The organism is Nonomuraea glycinis, from assembly GCF_035920485.1.
GTDB lineage: Bacteria > Actinomycetota > Actinomycetes > Streptosporangiales > Streptosporangiaceae > Nonomuraea > Nonomuraea glycinis.
Genome location: NZ_CP109166.1, coordinates 7,595,152 through 7,622,096, shown reverse-complemented (window position 1 = coordinate 7,622,096; position 26,945 = coordinate 7,595,152). Strand labels below are relative to the sequence as shown.

The 26,945-nt window shown below is 69.8% G+C and carries 26 protein-coding genes; 14 read left to right on the top strand and 12 right to left on the bottom strand.

Features of this window, described 5'->3' with window-relative positions:
* Positions 1-80 precede the first annotated feature (80 nt).
* Positions 81-1,199: an FAD-dependent oxidoreductase gene (locus OHA68_RS35805; protein ID WP_327104192.1), complete on the bottom strand. Its 1,119-nt coding sequence runs from the start codon at positions 1,197-1,199 to the stop codon at positions 81-83.
* Between the two features lie 35 nt (positions 1,200-1,234).
* Here OHA68_RS35805 and OHA68_RS35800 point away from each other — a divergent pair, with 35 nt between their 5' ends.
* Positions 1,235-1,927 carry a TetR/AcrR family transcriptional regulator gene (locus OHA68_RS35800; RefSeq protein ID WP_327104191.1) on the top strand — a complete coding sequence of 231 codons (693 nt, stop codon included), beginning with the start codon at positions 1,235-1,237 and terminating at the stop codon, positions 1,925-1,927.
* 161 nt (positions 1,928-2,088) lie between these two features.
* Here the strand turns inward: OHA68_RS35800 and OHA68_RS35795 are convergent, their stop codons facing one another.
* Positions 2,089-2,853: an SDR family NAD(P)-dependent oxidoreductase gene (locus OHA68_RS35795; RefSeq protein WP_327104190.1), complete on the bottom strand. Its 765-nt coding sequence runs from the start codon at positions 2,851-2,853 to the stop codon at positions 2,089-2,091.
* A gap of 54 nt (positions 2,854-2,907) precedes the next feature.
* Here OHA68_RS35795 and OHA68_RS35790 point away from each other — a divergent pair, with 54 nt between their 5' ends.
* A complete protein-coding gene (locus OHA68_RS35790) occupies positions 2,908-3,261 on the top strand; it encodes an ArsR/SmtB family transcription factor (protein ID WP_327104189.1) in 354 nt (117 codons plus the stop codon).
* Between the two features lie 43 nt (positions 3,262-3,304).
* Here the strand turns inward: OHA68_RS35790 and OHA68_RS35785 are convergent, their stop codons facing one another.
* Complete coding sequence (locus tag OHA68_RS35785) at positions 3,305-3,889, bottom strand: TetR/AcrR family transcriptional regulator (protein WP_327104188.1); 585 nt, start codon at positions 3,887-3,889, stop codon at positions 3,305-3,307.
* 138 nt (positions 3,890-4,027) lie between these two features.
* On the opposite strand from OHA68_RS35785, the gene OHA68_RS35780 reads away from it, so the two are divergent.
* Both OHA68_RS35780 and OHA68_RS35775 read left to right on the top strand, forming a co-directional pair.
* Complete coding sequence (locus OHA68_RS35780) at positions 4,028-4,765, top strand: SDR family oxidoreductase (protein ID WP_327104187.1); 738 nt, start codon at positions 4,028-4,030, stop codon at positions 4,763-4,765.
* A 127-nt stretch (positions 4,766-4,892) separates the two neighbouring features.
* The gene (locus tag OHA68_RS35775) at positions 4,893-5,294 is read left to right on the top strand and encodes a peptidase inhibitor family I36 protein (RefSeq protein ID WP_189143099.1); all 402 of its coding nucleotides are present in this window, start codon (positions 4,893-4,895) and stop codon (positions 5,292-5,294) included.
* A gap of 4 nt (positions 5,295-5,298) precedes the next feature.
* Here OHA68_RS35775 and OHA68_RS45455 read toward each other — a convergent pair whose 3' ends face one another.
* Entirely contained in the window at positions 5,299-5,406 is a 108-nt protein-coding gene (locus OHA68_RS45455; RefSeq protein WP_407674524.1) for an nSTAND1 domain-containing NTPase, read from the bottom strand.
* A gap of 38 nt (positions 5,407-5,444) precedes the next feature.
* Here OHA68_RS45455 and OHA68_RS35770 point away from each other — a divergent pair, with 38 nt between their 5' ends.
* On the top strand, positions 5,445-5,921 hold the full coding sequence (locus tag OHA68_RS35770; RefSeq protein ID WP_327104186.1) for a winged helix-turn-helix transcriptional regulator: 477 nt from the start codon (positions 5,445-5,447) through the stop codon (positions 5,919-5,921).
* Between the two features lie 90 nt (positions 5,922-6,011).
* On the opposite strand, the gene OHA68_RS35765 is transcribed toward OHA68_RS35770, so the two are convergent.
* Positions 6,012-6,863, bottom strand: coding sequence for an MBL fold metallo-hydrolase (locus tag OHA68_RS35765; RefSeq protein ID WP_327104185.1), 852 nt, complete (start codon positions 6,861-6,863; stop codon positions 6,012-6,014).
* A 634-nt stretch (positions 6,864-7,497) separates the two neighbouring features.
* Positions 7,498-8,022: a hypothetical protein gene (locus OHA68_RS35760; protein WP_327104184.1), complete on the bottom strand. Its 525-nt coding sequence runs from the start codon at positions 8,020-8,022 to the stop codon at positions 7,498-7,500.
* A gap of 323 nt (positions 8,023-8,345) precedes the next feature.
* Here OHA68_RS35760 and OHA68_RS35755 point away from each other — a divergent pair, with 323 nt between their 5' ends.
* The 6 genes from OHA68_RS35755 (at position 8,346) to OHA68_RS35730 (ending at position 15,073) form a co-directional block, all read left to right on the top strand.
* On the top strand, positions 8,346-9,125 hold the full coding sequence (locus tag OHA68_RS35755) for an IclR family transcriptional regulator (RefSeq protein WP_327104183.1): 780 nt from the start codon (positions 8,346-8,348) through the stop codon (positions 9,123-9,125).
* Between the two features lie 113 nt (positions 9,126-9,238).
* Positions 9,239-10,294, top strand: coding sequence for an ABC transporter substrate-binding protein (locus OHA68_RS35750; protein WP_327104182.1), 1,056 nt, complete (start codon positions 9,239-9,241; stop codon positions 10,292-10,294).
* Positions 10,295-10,324: 30 nt separating this feature from the next.
* On the top strand, positions 10,325-12,046 hold the full coding sequence (locus OHA68_RS35745) for a dihydroxy-acid dehydratase (RefSeq protein WP_327104181.1): 1,722 nt from the start codon (positions 10,325-10,327) through the stop codon (positions 12,044-12,046).
* A 36-nt stretch (positions 12,047-12,082) separates the two neighbouring features.
* On the top strand, positions 12,083-13,372 hold the full coding sequence (locus tag OHA68_RS35740; protein WP_327104180.1) for an FAD-dependent oxidoreductase: 1,290 nt from the start codon (positions 12,083-12,085) through the stop codon (positions 13,370-13,372).
* Between the two features lie 10 nt (positions 13,373-13,382).
* Positions 13,383-14,663, top strand: a complete 1,281-nt coding sequence (locus OHA68_RS35735) for an aconitase X (protein WP_189143107.1) — start codon at positions 13,383-13,385, stop codon at positions 14,661-14,663.
* Positions 14,660-15,073 (top strand): aconitase X swivel domain-containing protein, encoded by a 414-nt coding sequence (locus OHA68_RS35730; protein WP_327104179.1) that lies wholly within the window; start codon positions 14,660-14,662, stop codon positions 15,071-15,073. The genes OHA68_RS35735 and OHA68_RS35730 overlap by 4 nt, the downstream gene beginning before the upstream one ends.
* Here OHA68_RS35730 and rox (OHA68_RS35725) read toward each other — a convergent pair.
* The 4 genes from rox (OHA68_RS35725) to OHA68_RS35710 all read right to left on the bottom strand — a co-directional run bounded on the left by rox (OHA68_RS35725) (position 15,051) and on the right by OHA68_RS35710 (position 21,215).
* A complete protein-coding gene (gene rox / locus OHA68_RS35725; RefSeq protein ID WP_327104178.1) occupies positions 15,051-16,544 on the bottom strand; it encodes a rifampin monooxygenase in 1,494 nt (497 codons plus the stop codon). The genes OHA68_RS35730 and rox (OHA68_RS35725) overlap by 23 nt on opposite strands.
* Positions 16,545-16,805: 261 nt before the next feature.
* Positions 16,806-17,615, bottom strand: coding sequence for an alpha/beta hydrolase (locus tag OHA68_RS35720; protein ID WP_327104177.1), 810 nt, complete (start codon positions 17,613-17,615; stop codon positions 16,806-16,808).
* Positions 17,616-17,624: 9 nt separating this feature from the next.
* Entirely contained in the window at positions 17,625-18,383 is a 759-nt protein-coding gene (locus OHA68_RS35715) for an alpha/beta fold hydrolase (protein WP_327104176.1), read from the bottom strand.
* 84 nt (positions 18,384-18,467) lie between these two features.
* Entirely contained in the window at positions 18,468-21,215 is a 2,748-nt protein-coding gene (locus tag OHA68_RS35710; RefSeq protein ID WP_327104175.1) for an ATP-binding protein, read from the bottom strand.
* Positions 21,216-21,424: 209 nt separating this feature from the next.
* Between OHA68_RS35710 and OHA68_RS35705 the strand changes: the two genes are divergently transcribed.
* The gene (locus OHA68_RS35705; RefSeq protein WP_327104174.1) at positions 21,425-22,465 is read left to right on the top strand and encodes an alpha/beta fold hydrolase; all 1,041 of its coding nucleotides are present in this window, start codon (positions 21,425-21,427) and stop codon (positions 22,463-22,465) included.
* Between the two features lie 411 nt (positions 22,466-22,876).
* On the opposite strand, the gene OHA68_RS35700 is transcribed toward OHA68_RS35705, so the two are convergent.
* Positions 22,877-23,695 carry an ABC transporter permease gene (locus OHA68_RS35700; protein WP_327104173.1) on the bottom strand — a complete coding sequence of 273 codons (819 nt, stop codon included), beginning with the start codon at positions 23,693-23,695 and terminating at the stop codon, positions 22,877-22,879.
* Positions 23,692-24,636, bottom strand: coding sequence for an ATP-binding cassette domain-containing protein (locus OHA68_RS35695; protein WP_327104172.1), 945 nt, complete (start codon positions 24,634-24,636; stop codon positions 23,692-23,694). The genes OHA68_RS35700 and OHA68_RS35695 overlap by 4 nt, the downstream gene beginning before the upstream one ends.
* Positions 24,637-24,694: 58 nt before the next feature.
* Here OHA68_RS35695 and OHA68_RS35690 point away from each other — a divergent pair, with 58 nt between their 5' ends.
* Complete coding sequence (locus OHA68_RS35690; RefSeq protein ID WP_327104171.1) at positions 24,695-25,441, top strand: TetR/AcrR family transcriptional regulator; 747 nt, start codon at positions 24,695-24,697, stop codon at positions 25,439-25,441.
* 35 nt (positions 25,442-25,476) lie between these two features.
* A complete protein-coding gene (gene rox / locus OHA68_RS35685) occupies positions 25,477-26,901 on the top strand; it encodes a rifampin monooxygenase (RefSeq protein WP_327104170.1) in 1,425 nt (474 codons plus the stop codon).
* The last annotated feature ends 44 nt before the right edge of the window (positions 26,902-26,945 follow it).

Here is a 26,945-nt window from a genome sequence, read left to right as displayed (position 1 = left end):
CGCCTTGTCGGAGGACCGGCCCGCGACATCGTCGCCAAGACCGGGAACGGCCTGGAGCACGTCATCGCTGCGCTCGGCGGTCAGGATGGCTGGACCTGGTCGAAGTGGGCGAGGGCTTCGGCGGGGTCCGGGCTCACGAGGCGCTCCAGGCCGGCCGTCGTGATCTTCGCCCATCTGCCGGCTCGTACCCACATCTGTTCCTCGAAGGCGCGGACGGCCTTGTCCAGGTCTTCAGAGCCGGTGGCGATGGTCTCGGCGAGTTCGGCGCCTTCCAGCATCGCGAGGTTCGCGCCCACCCCCAATGGAGGCATCAGATGGGCGGCGTCGCCCAGTAGCGTCACCCCGAAGACGTGGGTCCAGGTGTGGGTCACGGGCAGGACGTAGAGGGGACGGTGGACGAAAGCGGTGCCGTGGTGGAGGAGGTCGAGGACGGGAGCGGCCCAGCCGTCGTACAGAGCCAGCAGACTCGATCGCACGGCCTCGGCGTCGGCCAGATCCAGGTTCGTGTGCCAGTCCAGCGGCGCGCGGAACCGGGCGTACACCTTGACGTGCCCGCCGCTGTTGCGCTGGGCGACGAGAGATCGGTTCATGCCGTACACAGCCAAGGAACCGTCGCCGATCAACCGGGCGAGGTCGGGGTGGCGGGCGTCGACGTCGTCCAGGGAGGTCTCCATCGCGGTGACGCCGGTGTAGTGCGGAGTCACCGACGAGACCGCGGGGCGGATCCGGGACCAGGCGCCGTCCGCGCCGACCACGAGGTCGAACGTCTCCTGTCCCCCGTCCGCGAAATAGACCAGTACGCCGTCCCGGGTCCCCGGCACCACCTTCGTCACGCCCCTCCCCCACCGGACGTCGAGAGGGCCGAGCAGCAGGTCACGGAGTTGCCCGCGGTCGATCTCGGGATTGGCCCGGTCATCTGGATCGGGTCGCCAGTCGCGCAGTACGGTCCCGGCCGTGTCCAGAATGCGCATGGCCTGCCCCTCGGGACGAGACAGCGCCTGGAACTCCGCCAGCAGTCCGGCCTTGTCCAGCGCGAGTTGCCCCAGCCCTTCGTGCAGGTCCAGCGTGCCGCCCGGGGGGCGGGCGTCGGGGGCGGGATCGCGTTCGAGGATGGTGACGGGGTGGTCATGGCGGTGCAGGACGCGGGCAAAGGTAAGGCCGGCGGGACCGCCTCCGACTACTGCGATGCGATGTCTCATATCGATACAGTGTATCGCAACAGTACAGTGTGACCATGACTGTGTGGGATCGGCCCGAGCCGCCGACTCGCCCCGTGCCGCTCGACCGGGAGCGGATCGTCACCGCCGCCATCGCACTGGCCGACGAGGGCGGGCTGGAGGCGGTGTCGTTGCGCAAGGTCGCCGCCCGGCTGGACGCCGGCCCGATGCGGCTGTACGCATACATCTCCACCAAGGAGGAGCTGTTCGACCTCATGGTGGACGAGGTGCACGCCGAGATTCTCCCCGAGGAGCAGCCCGGTGACTGGCGGGAGGCGCTGCGGGTTCTCGCCCATCGCACCAGGCAGGCCGCCCTTCGTCACGAATGGCTGGCCGACCTGCTCGGCGGCCGCCCGTCCCTGGGCCCGAACGGTCTCGCCGTGACCGAGGCCAAGCTGGCCGCCCTCGACGGCCTCGCCGACGTCGACACCGTCATGCGCGCCGTGGAGACTGTCAGCGCCTACGTCACTGGTGCGATCAGGCGCGAGATCGCGAACCTGCGGGCCGAGCGCGCCACGGGCCTGTCCGAGCGCGACTGGCAGCGCGCCTCCGGGCCGCACGTGACGAGAATGTTGGCCACGGGCCGCTTTCCGTCGCTGGCCAAGGCCGTGCACGACGGCACGGACGTGGACGCCGAGACATCCTTCGCGACCGGCCTGGATTGGGTCCTCGACGCCGTGGCCGCCAAACTCGACCGCCCGTCAGCGTGACGCTCAGCTCGCGCCGAGCCCGCTTCCTGGGCCGGGTCATCCACGAGCTCGCCGGCCCCGCCGACTCGCGACTGTTCTTGGGCACCTTGACGGTGTCGGCGGGGCGGCGGCCAGGAAGTCGTGGCAAGTGGCCTGGGAAACTGGCGCGACAGAGCGGGCCGTCAGGTGAGTTCCAGGCCGCCGTCGACGGTGAGGATCTGTCCGGTGATCCAGGTGGCGGCGGGGTCGGCGAGGTGCACGATCCAGGTGGCCACCTCCTCGGGGGTGCCGCGGCGGTGCAGGGGGATGCGGGCGGTCTCCTCCTGCTTGATCTGTTCGACGACGGCGTCCGGCAGTCCGGCGGCGGCCAGGGCCTCGCTCTCGGTGGGGCCGGGGGCCAGGGCGTTGACGCGGATGCCGCCGGGGGCCAGCTCCAGCGCCCAGCTGCGGGTCAGCTGTTCGAGGGCGGCCTTGGAAGCGGCGTAGTGGGCGGCGCCGGGCAGCGGGCGGTGGCCGAAGGTGCTGGAGATGTTGACGATCGCGCCACGACCGGCGCGCAGGTACGGCAGCGCGGCCCGGGCGAGCAGGCTGGGCGCGGTGACGTTGAGCGCGAACAGGTCGCCGATGCGCTGGGCATCGGCGTCGGCCAGGGGCATGACGGTGGTGGCGCCGGCGTTGTTGACCAGCACGTCCAGGCGGCCCCAGCGTTCGACGGCCGCGTCGACCACCGCCTGCGGAGCGCCCTCGCCGGTGATGTCGGCCGGCAGGACGGCGATGCCGGAATGCCCTGCGGCGGTCTGCCGCAGGGCATCGGCACGGCGGCCGACCGCGAGCACATGCGCTCCGGCGTGGGCGAAGGCGAGCGCGCCAGCGCGGCCGATTCCGGAGCCGGCCCCGGTCACGATCACGACCTGGTCCTGGAGCCGGTGGGTAGGAGAGGCGGCCACGGCACTACCTTTCGTTCGATGTTCGTGAAACATCGAACAAGCTAGCATGGCAGGATGAGACAGGCACATCACCCCGAAGCAGGTCAGATCGCGTTGACCGGGGTGATGGCCGCCCTCAGCGACCCGATCCGGGTCGGGCTGGTGCGCGTGCTGGCCGACGGCCGCGAGCGTGGCTGGGGCGAACTGCGGGCGCCGGTGGCCAAGTCCACCCTCAGCCACCACCTGCGGGTGCTGCGCGATGCGGGACTGACCCGCACCCGCCAGGAAGGCACCCGCTGCTTCGTGATCCTCCGGCGGACCGACTTACAGGCCCGCTTTCCCGGACTGCTGCAGGCGGTGCTGGCCGCGGCCGAGGACGAGGACGTCGGCCATCAAGTGGGCGTGAAGGACGCCGGGCGGCCCGCCTGAATCAGGGCAGCTGTTCACGCAGGCTCTGGAAGGTGGCCACCTCTCACGCCGGCCCTCGTGGAGGGGTCTGCAGGCCGTCCAGGGTGAGGTCGAGCAGGCGCTCCGCTTGCTTACGTTGTTCGGGGCTCGCCGAGGTGAGGGCGATGCCTTCGAGGGCGGCGCTGATATCCGCGGGGCCGATGTCGGTGCGGATCGTCCCGGTGGCCACGCAAGCATCCATGAGGACGCTCAGGGCGGCCTGGATCATTTCCCGGCTGTGACCATACGGGTTGCTCCCCGTCGCGGCGATCGCACGCAGGGCGTCGATCATGCCGTACTTGGTGGTCACGTAGTCCAAGAAGAGGCGGGTCCAGGCGCGCAGGGCGTCAAAGGGCGGCTTCGCTGCCAGTAGGGCAGGGGCCGCGTCGCAGAGTTGGGCCACCTCATTGCGGTAAACGGCCTCGACCAGAGCTTCACGGGTGGGGAAGTTGCGGTACAGCGTGGCGCTGCCCACCCCCGCCTGCTTGGCGATGCGCTCCAGATGGGCCTCGAGCCCTTCCGTGGCGAATACGCGTGCCGCCGTCGTGAGGATCTTCTCCCGGTTACGCCGCGCGTCAGCTCGCTGCGGGCGTTGGCCTCCCTCGGCCATGGCGCTTGCCCTCCTTTCTCGGGCTCTTCGATTTGCTAAGTGGAGGCGCGCCCACTTAGCCTGACGCTAAGTGGAGGCACCCCCAGTTCCACTGTAGGTCAGCGTACTGGACTCCACACACCTCACGAAGGACTGGTCATGACAGGCATCAAAGGCAAGGTCATCGCGCTTACGGGCGCCAGCAGTGGCATCGGAGAGGTAACGGCGACCTATCTCGCCGAGCGGGGAGCCCGTTTGGTACTTGGAGCCCGGCGGGAGGACCGGCTGAACGCGGTGGTGGATCGAATCACGGCGCAGGGCGGCTCAGCCGTCGGCGTCGTCGTCGATGTCGCGCACCGTGAAGACCTGAAGCGTCTGACCGATACGGCTATCGACCGCTTCGGCCGGCTCGACGTCCTGGTCTCCAACGCGGGCACCATGGCGGTCTCGCCGTTCGACGAGTTGCGCCAGGACGACTGGGACGCCATGGTCGCCACCCACATCACGGGCCTGCTGAACGGTATCGGGGCGGCGCTGCCCATCTTCCGGCGGCAGCGCTCCGGGCAGTTCGTCAATGTCGCCTCCACCGCGGCGTACATCGTGAGGTCCCCCCTGGCCGTCTACGCGGCTACCAAGACGGCGGTGAAGGTGCTGACCGAAGGGCTGCGGCAGGAGTCAGGTCCCGACTTGCGGGTCACCCTCGTCTCGCCGGGCTTCACCGACACCGAGGGCGTGGGCAAGGGCGGGAGCCCCGAGGCAGCGGCGGCACTGCTCCAGCAGCGTGCCGAGATCGCCATGCCGCCCTCGGCCGTCGCTTCCGCCATCGGTTATGCGATCGAGCAGCCTGATGGCGTCGACATCAGCGAGATCGTCGTCCGCCCTACCGTGCAAGCCTGACGATCAGCACGGACGGCCGCCGCCCCGGCCTGTGACGTGGGTGTTCCGTTCCTGAGTGGAACAGGGCGACACCCCGACCTTCGCCTCTGTGTACTGGGGGTCCAACGGAATCGAAGGGGAGCGGATCTTGGGAATCAGACGAGCGGTGTCCGTCGGCACGGCCACTCTCATGGCGGCGTTCTTTCTCACCGGGAACGCGGGCGTCGCGTCGGCTCAGGACTGGCTGGGAGACTGCCCCAAGGGCAGTATCTGCGCCTACAGCGGGGTGAGCGGGTCAGGAAAGCGGTGCAACTGGGCGGGGAACGACGCCAACTGGGCGGGCGGGGCGCGGCCGTGCTCGTTCAGCGGCAAGGTGAAGTCGCTGTGGAACAACGGCAACGCGGGCAATCTGGACGATGTCCATCTCGTCACCTGCGGCGGCGCGCATTGGGCCCTGCTCAACGGCCAGCAGGAGGCGTGGACCAACCCGACGGAGGACCCCGGCCGGGGCCATATCTGTATCAAGTCGCATAAATGGTTCAACAGGTAGCGGATCACCGCTGCTCGGTGACACGGGCCACCAGGTCTTCCGTCACCCGCTCACGGCCGAAGAACAGCGCCGCGCCCTCCGCCTGGAAGGTGGCGAGCCCTGCGTACGGCAGACTTTCTTTTACACAAGTCAGCTCGGTACGATGGTCGTATGGCTGATGCGCTGGAGAGTCGCGATGCGTGGTCGATGGAGAACTGCTCGATCGCGCGGGCGTTCGACGTGATCGGTTCGCGTTCGGCGGTGTTGATACTGCGGGAGGCGTTCTTCGGCGCCCGGCGGTTCGATGACTTCGTGCGCCGGGTCGAGGTCGGGGAGCCCGCGGTGGCGGCGCGGTTGAAGGAACTGACGGCGCTGGGCCTGTTGGAGCGGGTGCCGTATCGGGAGCCCGGTCAGCGGACGCGGTATGAGTATCGGCTGACGGGCAAGGGCCGGGCGCTGTTTCCGGTGATCGCGGCTCTGCGGGAGTGGGGCGATGCATGGGCGGCCGATCCCGCGGGGCCGCCGGTGCTGTCGGTGCATCGGGGATGCGAGGCGGAGGTAGGAGTCCGGCTGGTGTGCGCGGAGGGGCATGAGGTCGCGCTGGAAGAGATGGAGGTCCGGGCGGGCCCGGGCCTGATCTCCTCCTAGAACCGGTTCGCCGCCCAGGCGACGCGCAGGCCGTAGTGCAGGAAGCCACCCCGCGAGACCTCTCGGCCTGGTCGGCCGCGTACGTGGTGGTCATGGGTGGGTCCTTGGTGGGGGGCGGAGGGCGAGGGCGCCTCCCCAGAGGGCGCCGGGGTTGAGCAGCGCGGGGAAGCGTTCGAGCATGGCGTCGAAGAAGCCGAGGGCGGTCTCGTGCTCGGCGAGGAGTTCGTCGACCGTGTCGAGGTAGCGGCGGGTCTGGGAGATGGCGCGCTGCGCGTCGTCGTCGAGGTCCTTGTTCTTGTGGCCGGCGACGATGAAGCGGGGCCGTAGGCTCTCGACGATGTCGATGGCTTCGCGCCACGCGTCGATGCCACCGTCCTTGGACTCGACGAGGAATTGGTGGACGCCGTTGTAGATGACGTCCCCGGCGACGACCAGGTCGAGGTCGGGCACGTGCAGGACGCTGGTCTCGTCGGTGTCGCTGTGGCCGACCTCGACGATGAGCAGTTGGTGGCCTTCGAGGTCGAGGCGGTTCCCGTCCGGGACGGTCGCGGTGACGGGTGCGTCGGGGATCTGGCCGGGCAACAACTTGTCCCAGAAGACGGCGCGGATGGCGACGTTGCGCCTCATCTGCTCGATGGTGCCGGCGGTGGCGACCACCTGGGCGTCGAAGCGCTCGGCGAGCATGCCCGCCGTGAACCAGTGATCGCCGTGGCCGTGGGTGGCGAATATGTGGGTGAGGTTCTTGCCGCTTTTCTGAATCCACACCGCGACTTCTTCTGCCTGGTCCCGCGTCAGAGGTGGATCGACGAGAACGGCGTCGCGGTCGCCGTGAATCAGCGTGACCGACAAAGGCGAGAACCTTCGCGGCTCGCCGTTGGGCACCTGTTCATTTACTTGCAGGGGGACGGGATCGGCGACGAATACGTGGTAACCGAGAGGCATGACTTTTCACATCCCTTACCGGTGAATGCGTCGGCACATTCAAACTCCACAGGCTCGCTTCTCCGGGCACCGGAGGCGGCTCACCTGACTTGTGTCAACACAAACTAGCTTGCTAGCTATCGCAGAGGCAAGCCAGGCATGACAAAACCCCGGACCCGCCCCGTACGACGGCGCGGGACAGTCCGCGCGCCCGCACAACCGCCTCAGCCGTGACGGCGCCCGTCGAGGGCGGTGCGCAGGGCGGCGATGAAGGCGGTGGTGGCGGGCGGGTCGGGCGGCTCGCCGAACGCCGCCAGGTGGATCCGGCGCCGCGCGACGGTCAGTTCGCCTCGCGCAGCATCCGGCGGGCGGCCGTGGGATGGGCGTCGCCGAGGTGCAGTTCGATGTTCGGGTAGGACTCGCGCAGGGCCACGGCCGCCGCGGGGACCAGGACGCCGGGACAGATTCACCGGCGTGTACGAACACCGCGTGCTGACGGACGTCGGCCACAACCTGCCGCAGGAGGCTCCGTCGGCGTTCGCCCAAGCCGTCGTCGAGGTCGGCCGCTTCTGACGTGACCTCCAGCGGCTCCTGATCCGGCCGAGCCTGACACCCTCCTCGGCCGGGGGTGGCAGGCTCGGTGACCGCGTCGGGCTCAGAGCTTGCGAATCGATACGGCGTTGTCACCGACCCCGCCGCCCCGGGCGTACACGCACAAATAGGTCTGCACGACGGCGACGACGGTCCAGCCGGGCGGCGCCGACTGGACGCCGCAGATGATGAGGGTACGGCCGGAAGGCAGGCCGTTGATGTTGGTGAGGGTCTGCTGGTTGTTGAGGACGCCGTTGGGCGTCTTGCTGATCTCACAGTTGAAGGAGTAGGACAGCGCCGTGGCATAGAACCCGGCCGGAGGCGGAGGCGTGATGCAGGTGGTCACCGTGCCGCCGGAGGAGGTGTCGCTGATCACCTGGACGGTTTTCGCGTTGTAGTAGATGGTGCCGGGCTGGCCGCACTGGTACCAGTCGAAGTAGGCCGTCGGCATCGAGCCGGTGGGGATGGGGGCGTTCGCGCAGACGTTCGTGCTGGGGCCGAGCATCTGCGTCGACGCTCCAGCCACGGAGGGGGAAAGACACAGGACGGCGGCCGCCACGACGACGATGGCGGTCAGTAATCTTCCCATCGGCACTCCTGTCGAATCGATGGTTGAGGGGACGTAATGCCTCATCCTGACAAGACATCTGCCTGCTAGAAATGCATAATGTAAGATTGGCATTCTTTGCCACGGATATTGTGTGCTCCTGCGGAAGCTGCGATACTCCCGCTGAAATTAGGGCATGCCTTTCCGCTGGTAAGGTAGCGATCTGAATAAGTTGTTCTCGGTGACCTGAAGTCACGTTGCGCTTTCGCCGTGGGGCGAGAGCAGCGCCGGCGATCGGCGTCTACGCTTGCGGCCGCCCGGCCGGTAATCTGGAGCGGGTCCTTTGACCTGCCCAGATCGCGGGAATGCCAGAGGCGGTGGAGATGGCGGACGAGCGCCGGTCGGTTCTACGCCGTGCCCTACACATTCTGGACATCTTCAAGGACGCCGAGGGCGGCCTGAGCCTGTCCGAGATCAGTCGCCGGTCCGGTGTGCCACTCACCACGACCCATCGCATCGTCGGGGAGCTGCAGGAGTGGGGCGCGCTCGAACGCGATGACGCCGGTGACTACCGGGTCGGGCTGCGGCTGTGGGAGGTGGCCGCCCTCTCCCCCCGGTCCGTGGGGCTGCAGCGCATCGCCCTGCCGTTCATGCAGGATCTTTTCGAGACGGCGCACCGCGGCGTGCACCTCGCCGTACGCGAGCAGGACCAGGTCGTGTTCGTTGAGCGGTTCGTCAGCCCGGAAGTGGCCAGTGATCGCCCTCGGGTGGGCGGACGTTATGCCCTGCACGCCACCGCGGTCGGACTGGTGCTGCTCGCGCACGCGCCGGCCGAGCTGCAGGAGGAGATCATCGGCGGGCCGCTGGTGGCGTTCACGTCGCGGACCTACACGAGCGGGCGCGAGCTGCGGCAGGCGCTCGCCGACATCCGGCGGTTCGAATACGCGATCAGCGACCGGCAGATCAGCCCGAAGTACGCCTCGGTCGCCGCGCCCATCTACGGCTCCGACAACAGCGTCGTCGCCGCGCTCTCCCTCATCGTGCCGCACGTCGAGTCGCCAGGACCCAGCCTCCCGCACCTGGTCCAGGCCACCGCGCGCGGGATCTCGCGGGCCCTCGGAGCGCCTGCGAAGCAAACTCGCTGAACATACCTTCCGATATGCGGAAAGGCGGGTAGTTGTTGCGGGGATGTGGCGCGAGTCTCATTTTGGTCGGCTAGGGGGCTGTGAGCCGGCCAGGCCGCATCTAGGAGTGAATCGTGCCCGTCAACGCGTTCACCTCGTTCTCCCTGGACCGTAGGTCCTTGTTCCTGTTGACCGCCGCCGCTGCGGGCTCTTCCTTACTGGCCGCGTGCGGCTCGGATGCCGCCGGTACGAGCGGCGACGGCATGAAGACCACGTTTCTGAGCTATCTTCCGCTGGAAACCCTGTCGCTCACGCCCGAATTGCTGGCGGTCGCGGGCGGTCACTTCACCAAGCACGGGCTGGAGGTGACGCTGCAGCCGGTCAAGGGATCACCGCAGGCCATGCAGACGCTGCTGGCGGGCATCTCGCCGATCACCCGTCTGGGGCAGATCGACGTCATGACCGCGATCGCGGACACCGCCCAGCCGCTGGTCAGCATCGGTACGCTCACCCGGGGCTCGTCCCTGCGCTTCGTCTACAGCAAGAAGAAACACCCGCTGGAGAAGCCCGAAGACTTCGTCGGCCAGACGATGGGCGTCCCGTCCGAGGGCGGGACCAGCGACAAGGTGGTCTCGCTCGTGCTGGCCAGCTCCGGGCTCGACCCCAAGCAGACCAAGCGTCAGGTCGTCGGGCTCACCCCCGGGACGTTCGACCTGGTGCAGCAGGGCCGCATCGCCGGCTACGTGGTCAGCATCGACACCGCCAACATCCTGGCCGCCCAGAACCCCGACGCCGGCATCTTCGACCCCGCCCAGTACGTCAAGTCCGACTCGCAGGTCTACGTCACCACCAAGGACGCCACGAAGAAGGACACCGGGATCCTCAAGGCGTTCATGGCGGGCATCCACGACGCGCTGGCGGCGATCGTGGCCGACGAGTCACTCGACGAGACCATCAAGCAGCTTCGCGGCAAGTACTCCTTCGCCACCCTCGACGACGACAAGATCGCCAAGGCGAGCCTGACCATGATGCGGAAGCTCTGGACCGGCGGGGACCCGAGCAAGCCGCTGCTCGTCACCGACGAGTCGGCCTGGACCGCCGGGTACAAAGAGCTCACGGACGCCGGAGCCGCCAAGTCCGGGGGCACCGCCGGCACCTGGTTCGACAACAGCCTCCTGCCCAAGACCTGAGCGGGACCGCCCCAGACCTGGAGGAACCGGATGTCCGCCCAGAGTGCTTCTCCCTCACGGCTGCGCAGCGAAGTCCCGGTCGGCAGTCCGCGCTGGGCCACCAGACGTGCGCAATGGCGCGCGCTCGGCCTGACCGACGAGGATCTCACCAAGCCCAAGATCGCGATCGTGAACTCCTCGTCCGGGCTGGCTCCGTGCTTCAGCCACCTGGATCCCATCGCCGCCGCGGTCAAGCGATCGGTCGAGGCGGCCGGCGGGGTGGCGTTCGAGATCCGTACGGTCGCGCCGACGGACTTCATCATGAGCGCGGGCGCGAGCGGCGGCTACGTCCTGTCCAGCCGCGACCTGCTCGCCAACGACATCGAGGCCGTCGTCGAGGGCGCCCAGCTCGACGGCATGGTCTGCCTGGCCTCGTGCGACAAGACGACCCCCGGCCAGTTGATGGCCGCGGCCCGGCTCGACGTACCGGCCCTGATCCTGTCCTGCGGCTACCAGAGCTGCGGGACGCTCGACACGGGTGAGCGGGTGGACATCGAGGAGGTGTTCCTGCGCGCGGGCGGGCTCAAGTTCGGCGGGATCACCTTCGACGGCCTGTGCGACCTGAGCGCCCGCGCGATCACCGGGCCCGGCGTGTGCACCGGCATGGGCACCGCGAACTCCATGCACGTCGTCGCCGAGGCGCTCGGCATGACCCTGCCGGGCTCGGCGCCGGTACGGGCGAACAGCGAGCCGATGTGGCGGGCCGTCGAGGCGAGCGGCGCGGCGATCGTCGGGGCGGTCCTCGCGGGCCGCCGGCCGCGTTCGATCCTGACGCCGGCCGCGTTCGCGAACGCGGTGATGGCGGTTCTCGCGGTCAGCGGCTCGATCAACTGCGTCAAACACCTGCAGGCGATCGCCCGCGAGGCGGACTCCGAGGTCGACGTATACCGACTTTTCGAGAAATATGCCGACACGATCAGGCCGTTGTCCGCCGTACGGCCCAACGGCGAGGACACCATCGAGGAGTTCGAGGACGCCGGCGGCGCCCTCGCGGTCCTCAAGCAGCTCGGCGACGCTCTCGCCGGTGAGGCGGTCACCGTCACCGGGGAAACGACCGGGGACAGGGTGGCCCGTGCGGTGGTGAAGGACGAGCGGATCATCCGGCCGCTGAGCGATCCGCGCGCCGGCCATCCGACCGTGGTGGTGGTACGCGGCTCGCTCGCACCCGACACGGCCATCGTGAAGCTGTCGGTCACCGAGGACCGGCCCCCGACGTTCGAGGGCACCGCCCGCGTCTTCGACGACGCCCTGTCGGCCATCGCCGCCATCGAGGGCGGCGTGGTACGGCCCGGTGACGTCCTGGTCCTGCGCGGGGTCGGCCCGGTGGGCACACCCGGCATGGGCATGGCCTCCCAGACCGTCTTCGCGCTCAACGGGGCCGGCCTGACCGAGCAGGTCGCCGTGGTGACCGACGGGCAACTGTCCGGCCTGGTCAACAAGGGCATCGTCGTCGGCGAGGTCTCGCCCGAAGGCGTGCTGCCGGGGCCGCTCGGCGTGGTGGCGGACGGCGACCGGATCTCGATCGACCTGCGCGCCCGCCGCGCCGACCTCCTCGTCGACGGCGCGGAGCTGGCCCGGCGCCACGCGAACCGGGCCCGGCATCAGGTCCCCGGCGGGAGATCCGGCTGGCTTCCCGTCTACGCGCGTTCGGTCGAGCCGCTCCCCCGCGGCGCGACGCTCCGCGGCAACGACCTCCCCACGACCCGCCCCTGACCTGTCCACGCCGCGTCGAAACCTTCAGGAGAAGGAATGCCGCACGAGCTCACCGAGCTTAAGATCAACACCGTCACCAAGCCGGTCGGTGATCCGGCCGAGGAGCTGACCGCCGACATCTGCGTCGTCGGGGCCGGCATCTCCGGCCTGTCCGCCGCCGTGGAGGCGCGGCGGCTCGGCCGATCCGTCGTCCTCGCCGACGCCCTGCCGGTTCTCGGCGGCCAGTGCGTGAACTCGCTCATCGGGCTGTTCTGCGGCGTGTACGGCAACGGACCGGAGTACCGCCGGCTCACCCACGGGATCTTCGACCCGATGTTCGCGGACCTGGGCAGGACCAACGACATCCACTTCAACAAAGGCCACACGATCACCGTGGCGTACGACGAGGTGGTGCTCGGCCGGTGGGTGGAGAATCTGGTGCACGCGCTGGGCATCCAGGTCGTCCTCGGCGCGTCGGTGCTCAACGTCGAGGCGAGTGACGGCCGGATCGAGGCCACCACCTTCGCCACCCGGCACGGCCAGGTCCGCGTACGGGCGAACGGCTTCGTCGACGCCAGCGGCGACGCCTCGCTCACCTGGGAGGCCGGCCTGGCCTGCCGGGTGCCCGAGCGTACCGTCTGGGGGTCGCAGCAGATCCGGCTGGAGAACCTGCGTGAGGAATTCAAGCCCGACCCCGCCGAGCTGGTCGCCCGGGTCGAGGAGAAGGCGACCGAGTACGGCCTGGTCCGGCGGGACGGCCTGGCGTTCTTCTTCCCCGGCCGGAACACGGCGGTGATGAACATGACGCACGTCGAGGCGCCGCTGGAGGCGGTCCGGGCCTCCAGCGCGCAGATCGAGGGACGGGCCCAGGCCGACCGCGTCGTGGAGTTCCTGCGCAAGGAGTTCCCGAAGGCGTTCGGCGCGGCGAAGGTGCGCATGTACGGCTTCCCGGGCCGCCGGCAGACCCGCTGGATCGCCGCCCTCCACCAGCTCTCGGCGGACGAGGTCCGCACCGGCTTCCGCTTCGAGGACGCGGTCGCCCGTACGGCCTGGCCCATCGAGTTGCACGACCGGGTCGAAGGATACGTGTGGGAGGTGTTCGACGCCGATCACGTCCATTACGTCCCGCTGCGCAGCCTGATCCCCCTGGGCGCGCACAACCTCGTCGCCGTGGGCCGCTGTGTGGACGGCGACGCCGCCGCCCTGTCGAGCGTCCGGGTGATGGGCCCCTGCGCGGCGACGGGACACGCCGCGGCGCACGTGCTCGACCTCGCCCGTGACGGCAGCGTCCAGGAGATCGACCAGGCCGAGCTGCGCGGCCGGCTGCACGACAACCTCGACGACTAGGAGGGCACCCGTGAGACTGGCGGACGACGAGAAGGCGATGCTGGACGGCGCCGAAGGGCCGGCGGTCGCCGCCGCGATGGACCTGCTGGTCCGCTACGGCGAGGCGCTCGGCGCCGAGCGTCTCTGCGACATCCGCAACGTCGCCGGGACCATGACGCAGCCGTCGCCGGTGAAGGCCAAGCTGGTCCGCGAGGGCGGCTGGAACAAGGCGTTCTCGGTGCTCAACCTCGACAGCGACGACGACGTCGAGATCCCGCCCATGCGCGTGCCCACCTGTCAGCTGCAGCAGGGGTTCGGCGAGGACGCGCTGGGGGTGGCGCCGTACCCGCCGGGCATGATCGAGCTCCAGGCGGACGCCGAGTCGTTCTACGGGGCGCACGGGGTCAACATCCTGGCCACCTGCACGCCGTACCAGGTGGGCAACCTTCCGGTGCGCGGTGAGCACTGCGCCTGGATGGAGTCGTCGGCGGTGGTCTACTGCAACTCCGTGCTCGGTGCCCGCACCAACTGCGAAGGCACGGCCTCGACGGGGGCGGCGAGCCTGACGGGGAAGATTCCCTGCTGGGGGAACCACCTGCCGGAGAACCGCCACGGCACCCACCTGATCGAGTCCGCCGTACCCGTCGACGGATTCCTCGACTGGGGCATGTTCGGCTACTTCGTCGGGGACGTCGTACAGGAGAACCGGCCGGTCGTCACCGGCGACCTCCGCCGGCCCGACCTGGCCGACCTCAAGCACTTCGGCGCGGCCACGGCCTCGTCGGGCGGCGTGGAGATCTATCACATTCCCGGCATCACCCCCGAGGCGGCGACGCTGGAGGCCGCGTTCGGCGGGCGGGCGATCCCGGAGAAAATCGTGTACGGCGAGCGCGAGCGCCGCGCGGTCTACCAGCGGCTCAACGACCAGGGCGAGTCCGCCGACGTCGACTTCATCCTGCTCGGCTGCCCGCACGCCTCGCTCGACCAGATCGCCAGGGCGGCTCGCGCGCTCGACGGCAAGAAGCTCAACCCGGGCACCGAGCTGTGGATGATGACCCCGCGTGCGCTGCGCACCGTCGCGGACCGCAACGGATACACCGAGATCATCCACAAGGCGGGCGGCCGGCTGCTGACCGACTCGTGCCCGGCCATGTCCAAGTCCGCGCCCGAGGGCACCCGGGTGTTCGCCACCGACTCGGCCAAGCAGGCGCACTACCTGCCCGCGATCCTGGGCATCGAAGCCTGGTACGGAACCCTGGAGGACTGTGTCGAGGCGGCCGTCACCGGAACCTGGCGAGGGGAACTGAAGTGATCATCGAACTCCGAGGGCGCGGCATCGTGCCCGGCCATGCCGAGGGCGAGGCCCTGGTCTCGCACGAGACCATCTCAGGCTGGGGCGGCATCGACCCCGCCACCGGCACCATCATCGAGCGCCGCCACGAACTCTACGGGGTCTGCTTCACCGGGAAGGTGCTGGTCTTCCCGGGCGCCAAGGGCTCCTCGGGATGGTCCGCCTTCTTCCAGAGCACCCGCCTGCTCGGCACCGCCCCGCTGGCGATGGTGTTCAGCACGCTGTCCACCAAATCGGCGCTGGGCGCGGTGGTCACCCGGGTCCCGGCCGTCTCCCAGCTCGACCAGGACCCCGTGGCGACCATCCGCACCGGCGACCGGGTCACCGTCGACGCCTACCGGGGCATCGTCACGGTGACCACCGATCGCTGACAGGTACGACCTCCCCGCCCGGACGCGTTCCGGTGGCGGACCTGCCGAACCAGCGAAAGAGGTGGTCGTCCAGGTCCCGCTGGTCGTCGCCGATCCAGGCGACGTGGCCGTCGGGGCGTAACAGGACGCACGGGACGTCCAGTTCCGCGGCAGGATCGGCGAGGTGGTCGACCCGGTCCGACCAGCCGCCGGCGGTCAGGCGTCCGGTGCGGTCCAGCAGCAGGCCGCGGCCGCGACGCAGCAGACCGTAGAGGCGGCCCTGTCGCACGTCGATGTCGCGCAGGCGGCGGCCGAGCAGGTCGGGGCCGTCGCCGAAGTCGTAGCGGACGCCGATCGCGGTGATCTTCTCGATCAGATGGCGGTTCACCTCGTCGAAGTCCATCAGCTCGGTGAGCAACCTGCGCACGGCCTGGGGGCCCGGTTCGGCGGACAGCAGCTCCGTCTGGGCGCGGGTGTTGTCCAGCACGTCCGCGGCGACCGGATGACGTTCGGCGTGGTAGGTGTCCAGCAGGGTTTCCGGCGCCCAGCCGCGGACCTGGGCGGCCAGTTTCCAGCCGAGGTTGACCGCGTCCTGGACGCCCAGGTTGAGGCCCTGCCCGCCGATGGGCGGATGGATGTGTGCCGCGTCGCCGGCCAGCAGCACCCGCCCGGCCCGGTACCGTTCGGCCAGCCGGGTGGCGTCTCCGAAGCGGGACAACCAGCGCGGGGAGTGCACGCCGAAATCGGTGCCGGCGATGGCGCGCAGCTGTCGCCTGAAATCTTCGAGGGTGGGCGGTTCCGCGCGGTCGCTGACTCCTTCGGCGGGGACCAAGACGCTGTAGGCCCCTTCGCCGAAGGGCCGGAGCCAGAACCGGTGCTGGGTCGCGCGGATCTCGGTCACCTTGGCGGCGATCTCCTCCTGCGGCACGCCCACTTCCATCTCGCCCATCAGCGTCTCGGTCCGTGCGGGCTCGCCGGGGAAGCCGACACCGAGCAGTTTGCGCACCGTACTGCGCCCGCCGTCACAGCCGACGAGGTAGCGCGAGCGCAGCCGTTCCCCGTCGGCCAGCTCGACGGTCACCCCCTCGTCGTCCTGCTCGAGACCGGCGACCGCGCAACCGCGCCGGACCTGGGCGCCCAGGTCGATGGCATGCTCTTCCAGCAGACGTTCGATGACCGGCTGCGGGATGCCCAGCAGATAGGCGTACGCGGAGTCCAGGCTCCTGGGCGCGGGTCGGGGAATGGCGGCGAACAGGCCGCCGGCCGGACGCTGTCTTCCGTGCCGGAGCATGCGATCCAGCAGTCCGCGCATCGCCATCAGCTCGAGACTGCGCATGTGCAGAGCGACGATGCGGACGAACGACGAAGGCTCGGTCTCCTTCTCCAGAACGAGTACCCGTACATCGTGCAGCCGCAGTTCGGCGGCCAGCATCGCGCCGGTCGGCCCGCAGCCGGCGATGATCACATCGAAGGTGACCTGCTGAGAGTGCATAGGTGGTGCCTTTCGGGAGTGCCTGGCGAGGCGCTCCCGGCGACACCTACGTCAATCGCCCGGCCGTGACGGGAAGGGGGAGCACCCACATCGATACAGCGTTCATGGGTCTCACCTCCTCGGGCGGTGTCACGGTCACCCGCAAGCTACAAGCCCGAGCATCATCCCGTCCAACCCTTTTCCGGCCACGTGATCACGACTCCGAACGGGCCCGCGCGGGCAGCGTTGACCGGTGACAGTGATCAACGCTGCGGATCGCTTTCAGCGCGTCTGAAGGTCGTTCCTGGTGAGCCAGGTCAGGCAGGCGTCGGCGACCTCACGCCAGCCGTGGTCGATGGTCAGGGAGTGGCCGCGGTCGGGGAAGTCCTGGAAGTCGGTGATCGCGGTGGAGTCCCGGTACTGCTTGAGGGTCGCCTTGGTGACGGTCTCCGGGACCGTGTGGTCCTTGCCGCCGGCGATCAGGAGCAGCGGTCCCCGAGTGTTGTTGCCCGTGTCGACCTTGGCGGGCGAGTGGGGGGAGAAGTTGGCGGCGGCGGCCTCGAACAGCGGCTTGCCCGGCGCGGGGATGGTCCAGCGTTCGTACAGTTCGGCGGCTTCCTGAGCCGGGATGGCGTTGCCGAACGCGTAGGTGAACTGGTCGAGGGTGAGCGAGACGGCCCGGTGCTTGTTGGCCGGGTTCTTGAACACGGGCAGGGTCGAGCGCAGCGCCGACAGCGGCAGCGGCAGCACCCCCTTGATCTGTGCGGCGTCGATCGCGATGGCGGCTCTGGCCAGGTCCTGCCCGAGCAGCTTCTCGGCGATCATGCCACCGAAGGAGTGGCCGATCAGGATCGGCTTGACGTCCAGAGCGTTGATGATCTCCGTGTAGTGGGCGACGACGTCGTCGATGCCGTGGTCGGCGATGCTTTCGGGGTCTTTTCGGGACAGTTCCACGCTTTCGCTGTCGCCCGGCCAGCCGGGGGCCGTCGCGTCGTAGCCGGCGGTCGTGAACAGCTCGGTCCAGGAGGACCAGGAGGTGGCGTGCAGCCACAGGCCGTGGATGAAGATGACGGGAATGGTCGGTGCGCTCATCGGTTGCTCCTAATGGGTGTGCTTGGCCGCCTGGGTCGCGGTCGCGGCGGTGCGGATGTGGCCGGCCACGGCTGCCGGTTGCGACAACGTGATCGCGTGTGAGGCGTCGACCTCGACGGTGTCGGCCCCGGCGCGCCGGGCCATGAAACGTTGTGCGGCGGGATGGATCGCCTGGTCGGCGGTCGCCACGACGTACCAGGACGGCAGGCTCTTCCAGCTCGCGGCGGGAGAGCTCTCCTCGAACGCCACAGCCGCGATGGGGCGCTGCGCGACGGCCGCCACCGAGGTGAGGCGCTCAGGCAAGTCGGCGCCGAACACAGCCGGAAACTGGTCGTCCTTGAGGTACAGCTCCACGGCCTCCTCTCCCTTGCCTGTGCGCAAGACGGCCGGCCGCAGCGCCGGGCCCAGCAGGCTGTCGGGGAATCGGCCCGTGATGTCCAGCACGCTCTCCCCTGCCTCCAAGGCGAAAGCGGCCACGTAGACCAGCCCGACCACGTTGCCCGGCTGGGCCGCGGCCCGGGTGATGACCACACCGCCGTAGGAGTGACCCACCAGCAGGACCGGGCCGTCGATCGCGGCGACGACGCCGCCGAGGTAGGCGGCGTCAGTCGCCGGTCCGCGCAGCGGGTTGGCCACCGCGATCACGGGGATCCCGGAATCCTGGAGCTCGGCGATCACGCCCGCCCAGCTCGACGCGTCCGTGAAGGCACCGTGGACCAGCACGACGGTCGGCGTGCTGCCGTTCTGAAAAGAGCTCGCTGTGGTCATGGCCTCACCGTAGGAAGCCTTCCGCGTCCCCCGCGAGCGTCATATGACTGTGTCACCGAGCGTCACCCGAGCGAAGCGATGAGGTCAGACTGATACGCGCAGGGCTGTGCTCAACGCCGATCGCGAGGTGATCCCCAGCTTGGGGAAGATCCTGTAAAGGTGGGAACTGACGGTTCGATGAGACAGATAGAGCTTCTCGCCGATCTCCCGGTTCGTCAGGCCATCGGCCGCCATCTGGGCGATCTGCAGTTCCTGCGCCGTCAGCACGTCGCGCGCTTCACTGCTGCGCCTGCGGCTGCTCTCGCCGGAGGCCCGCAACTCCTGGCGCGCTCGCTCGCTCCAGGGGATCACCCCCAAGGCGTCGAACGTCTCGCGAGCCATACGCAAGGGCGCCCGCGACTCGGCCGTACGCCGCTGACGCCGCAGCCATTCACCGTAGGCCAGCTGCACCCGAGCCCGGACGAAAGGCCATCGCCGCAGGTCGGCCCCGAGCGCGGCGTCGAAGAAGGGCCCTGCCGCCGCCTCATCGGCCAGGACGGCCCGGGCGTAGCGCAGGTCGGCGTGCAAGGACGGCGACGGCGTGGTGAGCGCCACCGCCTCCAGTTCCTCGATGATGCCGGCCACCGCGCGACCTTGACCGCTGTGCACCGCGGCATCCGCGAGTTCGGCCAAGGAAAAGCAGCGCAGGGCCAGGTGGAAGGCCGGATCGGCGGGGTCGTGCATGCGCCGCAGATGGTCGAAGGCGTCGGCGTAACGTCCCTCGCCCAGCGCGGCGAACCCGCGCGCGAGCTGTACCGTGGCCAGCACGGGACGGGCTCCGATGGGCAGGGCCACCTGCTCGGCCGCCACCGCGAGGCTCTCCACACGACCCTGTTCGCCGCGTAGCGCCGCGAGCATCGCGCCCGAGGCCTGAGCGATGGCGTACATCAGCGGCTGGGATGTCTCGTGCGCCAGACGGGCGGCCTCCTCGGCCGCGGGGATGGCCACGCCCAGGTCGGCCAGCCGGGCCGCGCTCCACGCCTGTGCCCCGAGGTCTCGTGCCAGGAGGCTGAGCCGGCCCTGCGCGCGCAGGGCCGGCAGCGACGCGGCGCAGAATTCCTCCGACAGGTCGAACGCCCCCACCATCAGCGCCGAGCTGCCGAGCAGGCGGGCCGCCGGCCGGCCGCCGGTCGGGTGGGCGGCCAGATGGCGTAATCGCTCGATCACGACCTTGCCACGCTCGATCGGAGCCGCGAACGCCAGGACCGTCAGCAACCGCCCGTCCAGATCGTCGACGGGCAGGCCCTCGGCCACGGTGACGACGCGTTGCCGCGACCGCTCGTCGGCATGAGCCCAGAAACATCGCAAGGACGCACTGGACAGGAGCTTCAGCGCGAGATCGACGTCCCCTTGCGCCGCCATCGTCTCGGCGAGATCGGCCAGTGAGTGCGCTGCCGCGCTGTCGTCACGGATGCCGTCCTCGAAGCTCTCGCGGATGCACACGATGCGGGCCTGCTGCCGGCCCGACAACTGCAGCCGCTCGCATTCGCCCAGCAGCCGCACGACGATATCGCGCCGTCCCATCTCGGCCGCGTGCTCGGCGGCCCGTACCAGCCGTTCACTCCGGTGAGCGGGATTCTCGCTGAGCCTGACCGCGTGCTCCAGCGCCGCGACGGCCGACAACAGGTCGCCCCGTCGTCGCACGCTTCGGGCCGTGGCCTCCAACTCGGCGGCGATGGTCTCATCCGGCCTGGGGGTGGACGCCGCGCGGTGCCAGAGGCGACGGTCCGGCCGGCCGGTGAGGACGTCGGCCAAGGCGGCGTGCACCGCGTGCCGCTGGGAGATGCTCGCCCCCTGGTAGATCGCCGAGCGCATGAGCGGGTGCCGGAACGACACTCCGGCTTCGTGCACGTCCACCAGCCGTACGGTGACAGCGGGAGCCAGATCGTCGGCCGTGACCGGAGCACCGGTGATCACCGCGGTGGCGTCGAGAGTCTCGGAAAGGGCGGTGCTGTCGTTGAGCGCGGCCACCAGCAGCAGGGTCCGAAGGGTCGGCGGCAACCCCGACATGCGGGCGGTGAAGGTCTGTTCCAGCCGGGTGGTCAGTGGGAGCCACCCCGGCGGCAGGGGCCCTCGCCCGTCCTGCCTTTCTGCGGCGATCGGCAGTTCGACCAGGGCCAGCGGGTTTCCCGCGGCCTCCCGCAGCAACTGTGCGCGCACCGTCGGCGCCAGGGCGGGGCTGTAGGCGTCCAGCAAAGCGGTCGCGGCGGCGCCATCGAGCCGATCGAGAAGCAACTCCTGCAGCCCCGCCCCATCCAGGGGACTCGGGAAACCGTCGCGTATCGCGGCCAGCAGCACGATCGGCTCGGAGTCCAGCCGCCGCGCGACGAACGCGAGCACGTCGGCGCTGGCGCGATCCAGCCACTGAGCGTCCTCGACCAGGAGCAGGACGGGCGAGCGGGCCGCGGCTTCCCCGAGAAGGTTCAGTGCGGCCAGGGCGATGAGGAACGGGTCGGGCACCCGGGCGTCGGTCAAGCCGAACGCCGCTCCCAGCGCGTCGCGCTGCGGGGCGGGCAGTTCCCCGATCTCGGTACGAAGCGGAAGCAGCATCTGATGCAGCCCGGCGAAGGGCATGTGCGTCTCTGATTCCACACCGGTCGTCCGCAGGACCCGCATGCCACGCGCGGCCGCGATCCCCGCCGCATCCAGCAACAGGGCCGACTTCCCGATCCCCGCCTCGCCGCGCACCAGCATCGCCCCGCCGCTCGTGCGGACGCCGTCCACGAACTCGCCGAGACGCCGCTGTTCAGACTCCCGCCCGAAAAGTGCTCTTACTGGCTGGTTTACTGGCATATAAAGCAATGATCGCTTGTACGCAGAGTCCCGTCCAGCGAGCTTGCCCTCAGGGCAGGAGCGGGCCGGTGTGCCGGGGTCGATGGCACATTCTCGGACTCAGCGCAGAGCGTTGAGCGTGCGGAACCCGGCCTGCAGTCACGTTGCGCTCGGTGACGCAGTCAGGTGACGCTCGCCCGGCGAGCAAGCCGGTTTCTACGGTTTGCGCCATGAACGCAGCGATGCCGGGGCTCCCGGCCAACCGCCTGCGACGCCCCGGCGTCGTCATCCCGATCGCGATGATCGGCATGCTCACCTACCTCACCCCTGCCGCCTCCGCTCAGGCCGCACCGGCGCACATCACAGCCATCGCCTCCAAGGCGCGGTCGAAGACCGGCTTCGAGCCGCGCGTTCCGGCAGGTTTCCGCGAGACGAGAGTCCAGGTCGGCGACGTCGCGATCAACTACGTGCGCGGTGGACACGGGCCGACGCTGGTCCTGCTGCACGGATACCCGCAAACCTGGTACACCTGGCGCGAAGTCCTGCCCGAACTCGCCAAGCACTACACGGTCATCGCGCCGGATCTACGCGGAGCAGGAAAAAGCGACGCACCCGCCAGTGGCTACGACAAGAAGACCCTCGCCGCTGACCTGCACGGGTTGCTGACCACACTCGGCCTCAAGCGGCACATCAGGCTCGTGGGGCACGACATCGGCACGATGGTCGCCTACGCCTACGCCGCCGCCCACCCCGGCGACGTCACCAAGCTGGTCCTCAGCGAGGCACCCATCCCCGACAAGACCCTCTACACCTTCCCCGCCCTCACAGCGAAGGGACCGGGCTTCTGGAACTTCGGCTACTTCAGCCTCACCAACGGCCTGCCCGAGCGCATGGTGAACGGCAGGGAAGAGCAATGGGTGGAACGCTTCGTCGACTCCCTCGAAGTCAAGAAGAACGGCGTCAGCGACGAACAGGTCCGCGAGTACGCCCGACACCTGCGCGATGACGCCCACCTGCGCGCGAGTTTCGAATGGTTCCGCGCCCTTCCCAAGGACGTCGCCGACAACAGCGCATACCGCACGAAGAAGCTCACCATGCCCGTGCTCGCCATCGGCGCCCGCGGCAGCCTCGGTGGCTTCGTCCCCACCCAAGTCCGCCGGTACGCCAGAGACGTGACCGGGATCATCATCGAGAACTCCGGTCACTGGATCTTCGAGGAGCAGCCCGAACAGCTCACCCGCACACTCCTGCGCTTCCTCAAGAAGAACTGACCCGACGCCGAACCGAAAGCCCCCACGCACCGCCCTGATGGCCGCCAGCCTGCTCAGGACCGGCGAGGCGCCGGCATTCAGCGCCCTCCCCCGGCTACGCGCCCATCCCCGAGGCGTCGAAAGGCCCGGCGCTCAACCACAAGGGCTACTTCGTCGGCCGGATCGACGGCGACCTGCACTGGGTCACCGACTCCTCCTACCAGGCCATGTTCCTGACCACCCGCCAGGGTGTCGTCCTCGTCGACGCGCCACCCACCATCGGGCACAACCTGCTGCGCGCCACCGAGGACGTCACCCGGGCCAACGGCCGGGTCGGCGGCGAAGAGCCAGCAGTCGTGGTCCCACGACGATGTTCACGTCATTCTGACGCCTCTCGGCGGAGGACACACGGTCCGCAGATGCCTGGAGCGTTCAGCGTCCTCTGCGCTGGTAGGCGCGGAGCGACAGCGGGACGAAGATCACCAGCAGTGCGGCCGACCAGAGCAGGACAGCGGCCACCGGGTGCGCGAGTGGCCAGGCCACGTCCCCGGACGGGGCGCCCGGGTTGCCGAACAGCTCCCGGGAGGCGGCGGTGAGCGCGCTCACCGGGTTCCAGTCGGCGAGGAAGCGCAGCCAGCCCGGCATGCCGCCGGTCGGGACGAACGCGTTCGACAGCATCGTGAACGGCAGGCCCAGCGGCACCATCGCGTCCGCGACCTGGTCGTTCTTCACCACCAGGCCCACGTAGACGCCCACCCAGCTCAGCGCGTACCGCAGCACGACCATCAGCAGGAACGCCTGGGCCGCGGGGATCAGGCCGCGGTGCGGCTGCCAGCCGACCAGCAGGCCCGCGCCCACCATGATGGCCAGCATCAGCAGGCCGGTCAGCAGGTCGGCGCCGGTCTGCCCGAACGGCACCGCCGAGCGCGCCATCGGCATGGAGCGGAACCGGTCCATCACCCCGCGGGAGGCGTCGGCGGCCGTCCGTGTCATGACCCCCAGCAGCGCGGAGAAGGACACCATCGCGAACAGGCCGGGCATGAGGTACTCGCGGTAGTCGCCGCCGTCCGGCACCTGGATCGCGCTGCCGAAGACGTACCCGAACAGCACCACCATGACGGCCGGGAAGATCAGCGCCGCGACGAGTTCGCCGGGATCGTGCCGCAGCCGTCCCAGCTCGCGGCCGACCAGGGTCAGCCCGTCGGTGAACGTCCATCGCAGGCGGTCCAGCGGCGGGGCGAGGCCGGTCATCGGACGAGCTCCTTCCGGTCGGTGAGGCGCAGGAACACCTCGTCGAGGGTGGGGCGGCGCAGCCGCACGTCGGCCGCGGCGACCCCGGCGCGGTCGAGCTCGCGCACGATGCCGGCGAGCCGGAGGCCGCCGCCCGGCAGGGCGACGCTGAGCCGGTCGGCGCCGGTCGTCGTGGGATCGGTCCCGGCCAGGGCTTTCAGTACGGTCGCCGCCGGGCGCAGGGTGGCGGGGTCTTCGAGGACGACGTCGAGGCGGTCGCCGATGGTGGCCTTCAGCTCGTCGGGCGTGCCGGTGGCGATCACCTGTCCGTGGTCGACGACGGCGATGTCGTCGGCGAGTTGGTCGGCCTCGTCCAGGTACTGCGTGGTGAGCAGCACGGTGGTGCCGTCCGCCACCAGCTCGCGGACGTGGTCCCAGATCTCGCTGCGGCTGCGCGGGTCCAGACCGGTGGTCGGCTCGTCCAGGAAGAGCACCTCGGGGCGCAGGATGAGGCTGGTGATCAGGTCGAGGCGGCGCCGCATGCCGCCGGAGTAGCCGGTGACCTGCCGATCGGCGGCGTCCATCAGGCCGAAGCGTTCGAGCAGCTCGTCGGCCCGCCGGTGCGCCTCGCGCCGGGACAGATGGGACAGGCGCCCGAACATGCGCAGGTTGCCACGGCCGGTGAGCTTCTCGTCCACGGCGGCGTGCTGGCCCGCGAGCCCGATCCTGGCGCGCACCTGGCCGGCCTCGCGGACGACGTCGTATCCGGCGATGCGGGCGTGCCCGGCATCGGGGTCGGACAAGGTCGCCAGGATGCGCACCGCGGTCGTCTTCCCCGCGCCGTTGGGCCCCAGCACGCCGCAGACCGTCCCTCTCGGAACGCTCAGGTCCAGCCCTCGTAAGGCATGGGTGTCGCCGAAGGACTTGCGCAGCCCTTCGGCGACCACGATCGGATCAGCCATGACCCCTCCACTGGGTACGTTGTACGCGGTTGCGGGTCAGGCTAGATTACTGGGTACCATGTACGCAACTGGGGAGGAGGAGACGGTGGCCGACGCCGAGTACGTGAACATCTGGATGCGGCCCGAGCGCCCCGCCCGCGGGCCGAAGCCGGTCTACAGCCGCGCGCAGATCACCGAGGCGGCGATCCGGATCGCCGACGCCGACGGGCTTGAGGCCGCCACCATGCGGCGGATCGCCGCCGAGATCGGCGCCGGCGCGATGTCCCTCTACCGGTACGTCCCGAGCCGCGACAACCTGGTCGAGCTCATGGCCGACCAGGTGATGGGCGAGATCGACGTCACGGGCATGCCCTCGGACGACTGGCGCGCCGACCTGACCCGCTACGCCGATGGGCTGCGGGCCATGTGGCTCAGGCACCCGTGGATCGCCACCGTGCAGCGGTCACTCCCCAGCTTCGGCCCCCACCAGTTGCTCCTGATCGAACGGCTGATGGGCGTGCTCGACGCCTTCGTCTCCATCGACGAGAATCTCGGCCTCGTGGCCATCCTGACCGGCTACGTCGAGGGCACCGTCCGCGAGGAGATCAGCGCCGCCGAGGAAGTCCGCCGCAGCGGGCTCAGCGAGGCGGAGTGGATGGCGCGGAGCAGCCCGTACATCGACCAGGTGGTGAAGAGCGGGGATTACCCGATCTTCACTAAGATCGTGATCGAGGCGCGCCAGCCGCACCTGAGCCGCGACGACCAGTTCCGGCACGGGCTCCAGCGCGTCCTCGACTGCGTCGCCGCGGCCCTCGCGGGGGCCTGAGCATGGGGGTTCGTGGGCAGCGGATGGAGGCCGACATGGACGTGATCATCGCCGGCGGCGGGCCGACCGGGTTGATGCTGGCCGGCGAGTTGCGGCTGCACGGGGTGCGGGTGCTCGTACTCGAGAAAGAGCCCGAACCGGCCCCGTACGTTCGCGCGCTCGGCCTGCACGTGCGCAGCATCGAGGTGCTGGACCAGCGCGGCCTGCTGGAGCGGTTCCTCGCGCTCGGCCGCCGGCACCCGGTCGGCGGCATGTTCGCCGGCATCAACAAGCCCGCACCCGGCGGGCTGGACACCGCGCACCCCTATGTCCTGGCCATTCCGCAGACCACCACCGACCGGCTCCTGGCCGAGCACGCCGCCCAGGCCGGCGCCGAGATCCGGCGCGGCTGCGCGCTGGCCGAGCTGAGCCAGGATGACGACGGGGTGAGCGTGGAGCTGGCCGACGGGACGCGGCTGCGCTCCCGCTACCTCGTCGGCTGCGACGGCGGCCGCAGCACCGTGCGCAGGCTGCTGGGCGTCGGGTTTCCCGGCGAGCCCACCCGGGTCGAGACGCTGCTGGGCGAGATGGAGGCGACCGCGCCGCAGGACACCGTGGCCGCCGTGGTGGCCGAGGTCCGCCTGACCCACAAGCGGTTCGGCCTCGGGCCCGTCGGGGACGGGGTGTACCGCGTCGTCGTCCCCGCCGAGGGGGTGGCCGAGGACCGCTCCGTCCCGCCCGCGTTCGAGGAGTTCCAACGGCAACTGCGCGTGTACGCCGGCACCGACTTCGGCGTCCACTCCCCGCGCTGGCTGTCGCGATTCGGCGACGCCACCCGGCAGGCTGAGCGCTACCGGGTCGGGCGGGTGCTGCTGGCCGGTGACGCCGCCCACATCCACCCGCCGCTGGGCGGGCAGGGCCTCAACCTGGGCATCCAGGACGCGTTCAACCTGGGGTGGAAACTGGCCGCCGACGTCAACGGGTGGGCGCCGGCGGGACTGCTGGACAGCTACCACGCCGAACGGCACCCGGTGGCCGCCGACGTGCTGGACAACACCCGCGCGCAGATGGAGCTGATCTCCACCACGCCGGGCGCCCAGGCGATGCGCCGGCTGCTGTCGGAACTGATGGACCTCGACGAGGTGAGCCGGCACCTGACCGAGAAGATCACCGCGATCGGGGTCCGCTACGACTTCGGCGACGGCCACCCCCTGCTCGGCCGCCGCCTGCGCGACATCGACGTGCGACAGGGCCGCCTCTACGCGCTGATGCACCGCGGCCGTGGACTGCTCCTCGACCGAACCGGCCACCTCTCGATATCCGGCTGGACCGACCGCGTCGACCACTTCGTGGGCCCCGCCGACGCCCTGGACGCCCCCGCGGTCCTGCTCCGCCCGGACGGCCACGTGGCCTGGGCCGGCGACGACCAGCACGACCTCCTCGCCCACCTCCCCCGCTGGTTCGGCCCCGCCCGCCCCTGACCACCGAGTACCGACGGCTTACATAGTCATATCGCGACGTACGG

Coding starts and splice junctions, on each gene's coding strand:
- OHA68_RS35805 (WP_327104192.1), bottom strand. CDS start 1,199: ATGAGACATCGCATCGCAGTAGTCGGAGGCGGTCCCGCCGGCCTTACC.
- OHA68_RS35800 (WP_327104191.1), top strand. CDS start 1,235: ATGACTGTGTGGGATCGGCCCGAGCCGCCGACTCGCCCCGTGCCGCTC.
- OHA68_RS35790 (WP_327104189.1), top strand. CDS start 2,908: ATGAGACAGGCACATCACCCCGAAGCAGGTCAGATCGCGTTGACCGGG.
- OHA68_RS35785 (WP_327104188.1), bottom strand. CDS start 3,889: ATGGCCGAGGGAGGCCAACGCCCGCAGCGAGCTGACGCGCGGCGTAAC.
- OHA68_RS35780 (WP_327104187.1), top strand. CDS start 4,028: ATGACAGGCATCAAAGGCAAGGTCATCGCGCTTACGGGCGCCAGCAGT.
- OHA68_RS35770 (WP_327104186.1), top strand. CDS start 5,445: ATGGCTGATGCGCTGGAGAGTCGCGATGCGTGGTCGATGGAGAACTGC.
- OHA68_RS35765 (WP_327104185.1), bottom strand. CDS start 6,863: ATGCCTCTCGGTTACCACGTATTCGTCGCCGATCCCGTCCCCCTGCAA.
- OHA68_RS35760 (WP_327104184.1), bottom strand. CDS start 8,022: ATGGGAAGATTACTGACCGCCATCGTCGTCGTGGCGGCCGCCGTCCTG.
- OHA68_RS35755 (WP_327104183.1), top strand. CDS start 8,346: ATGCCAGAGGCGGTGGAGATGGCGGACGAGCGCCGGTCGGTTCTACGC.
- OHA68_RS35745 (WP_327104181.1), top strand. CDS start 10,325: ATGTCCGCCCAGAGTGCTTCTCCCTCACGGCTGCGCAGCGAAGTCCCG.
- OHA68_RS35740 (WP_327104180.1), top strand. CDS start 12,083: ATGCCGCACGAGCTCACCGAGCTTAAGATCAACACCGTCACCAAGCCG.
- rox (WP_327104178.1), bottom strand. CDS start 16,544: ATGCACTCTCAGCAGGTCACCTTCGATGTGATCATCGCCGGCTGCGGG.
- OHA68_RS35720 (WP_327104177.1), bottom strand. CDS start 17,615: ATGAGCGCACCGACCATTCCCGTCATCTTCATCCACGGCCTGTGGCTG.
- OHA68_RS35715 (WP_327104176.1), bottom strand. CDS start 18,383: ATGACCACAGCGAGCTCTTTTCAGAACGGCAGCACGCCGACCGTCGTG.
- OHA68_RS35710 (WP_327104175.1), bottom strand. CDS start 21,215: ATGCCAGTAAACCAGCCAGTAAGAGCACTTTTCGGGCGGGAGTCTGAA.
- OHA68_RS35705 (WP_327104174.1), top strand. CDS start 21,425: ATGAACGCAGCGATGCCGGGGCTCCCGGCCAACCGCCTGCGACGCCCC.
- OHA68_RS35700 (WP_327104173.1), bottom strand. CDS start 23,695: ATGACCGGCCTCGCCCCGCCGCTGGACCGCCTGCGATGGACGTTCACC.
- OHA68_RS35695 (WP_327104172.1), bottom strand. CDS start 24,636: ATGGCTGATCCGATCGTGGTCGCCGAAGGGCTGCGCAAGTCCTTCGGC.
- OHA68_RS35690 (WP_327104171.1), top strand. CDS start 24,695: ATGTACGCAACTGGGGAGGAGGAGACGGTGGCCGACGCCGAGTACGTG.
- rox (WP_327104170.1), top strand. CDS start 25,477: ATGGACGTGATCATCGCCGGCGGCGGGCCGACCGGGTTGATGCTGGCC.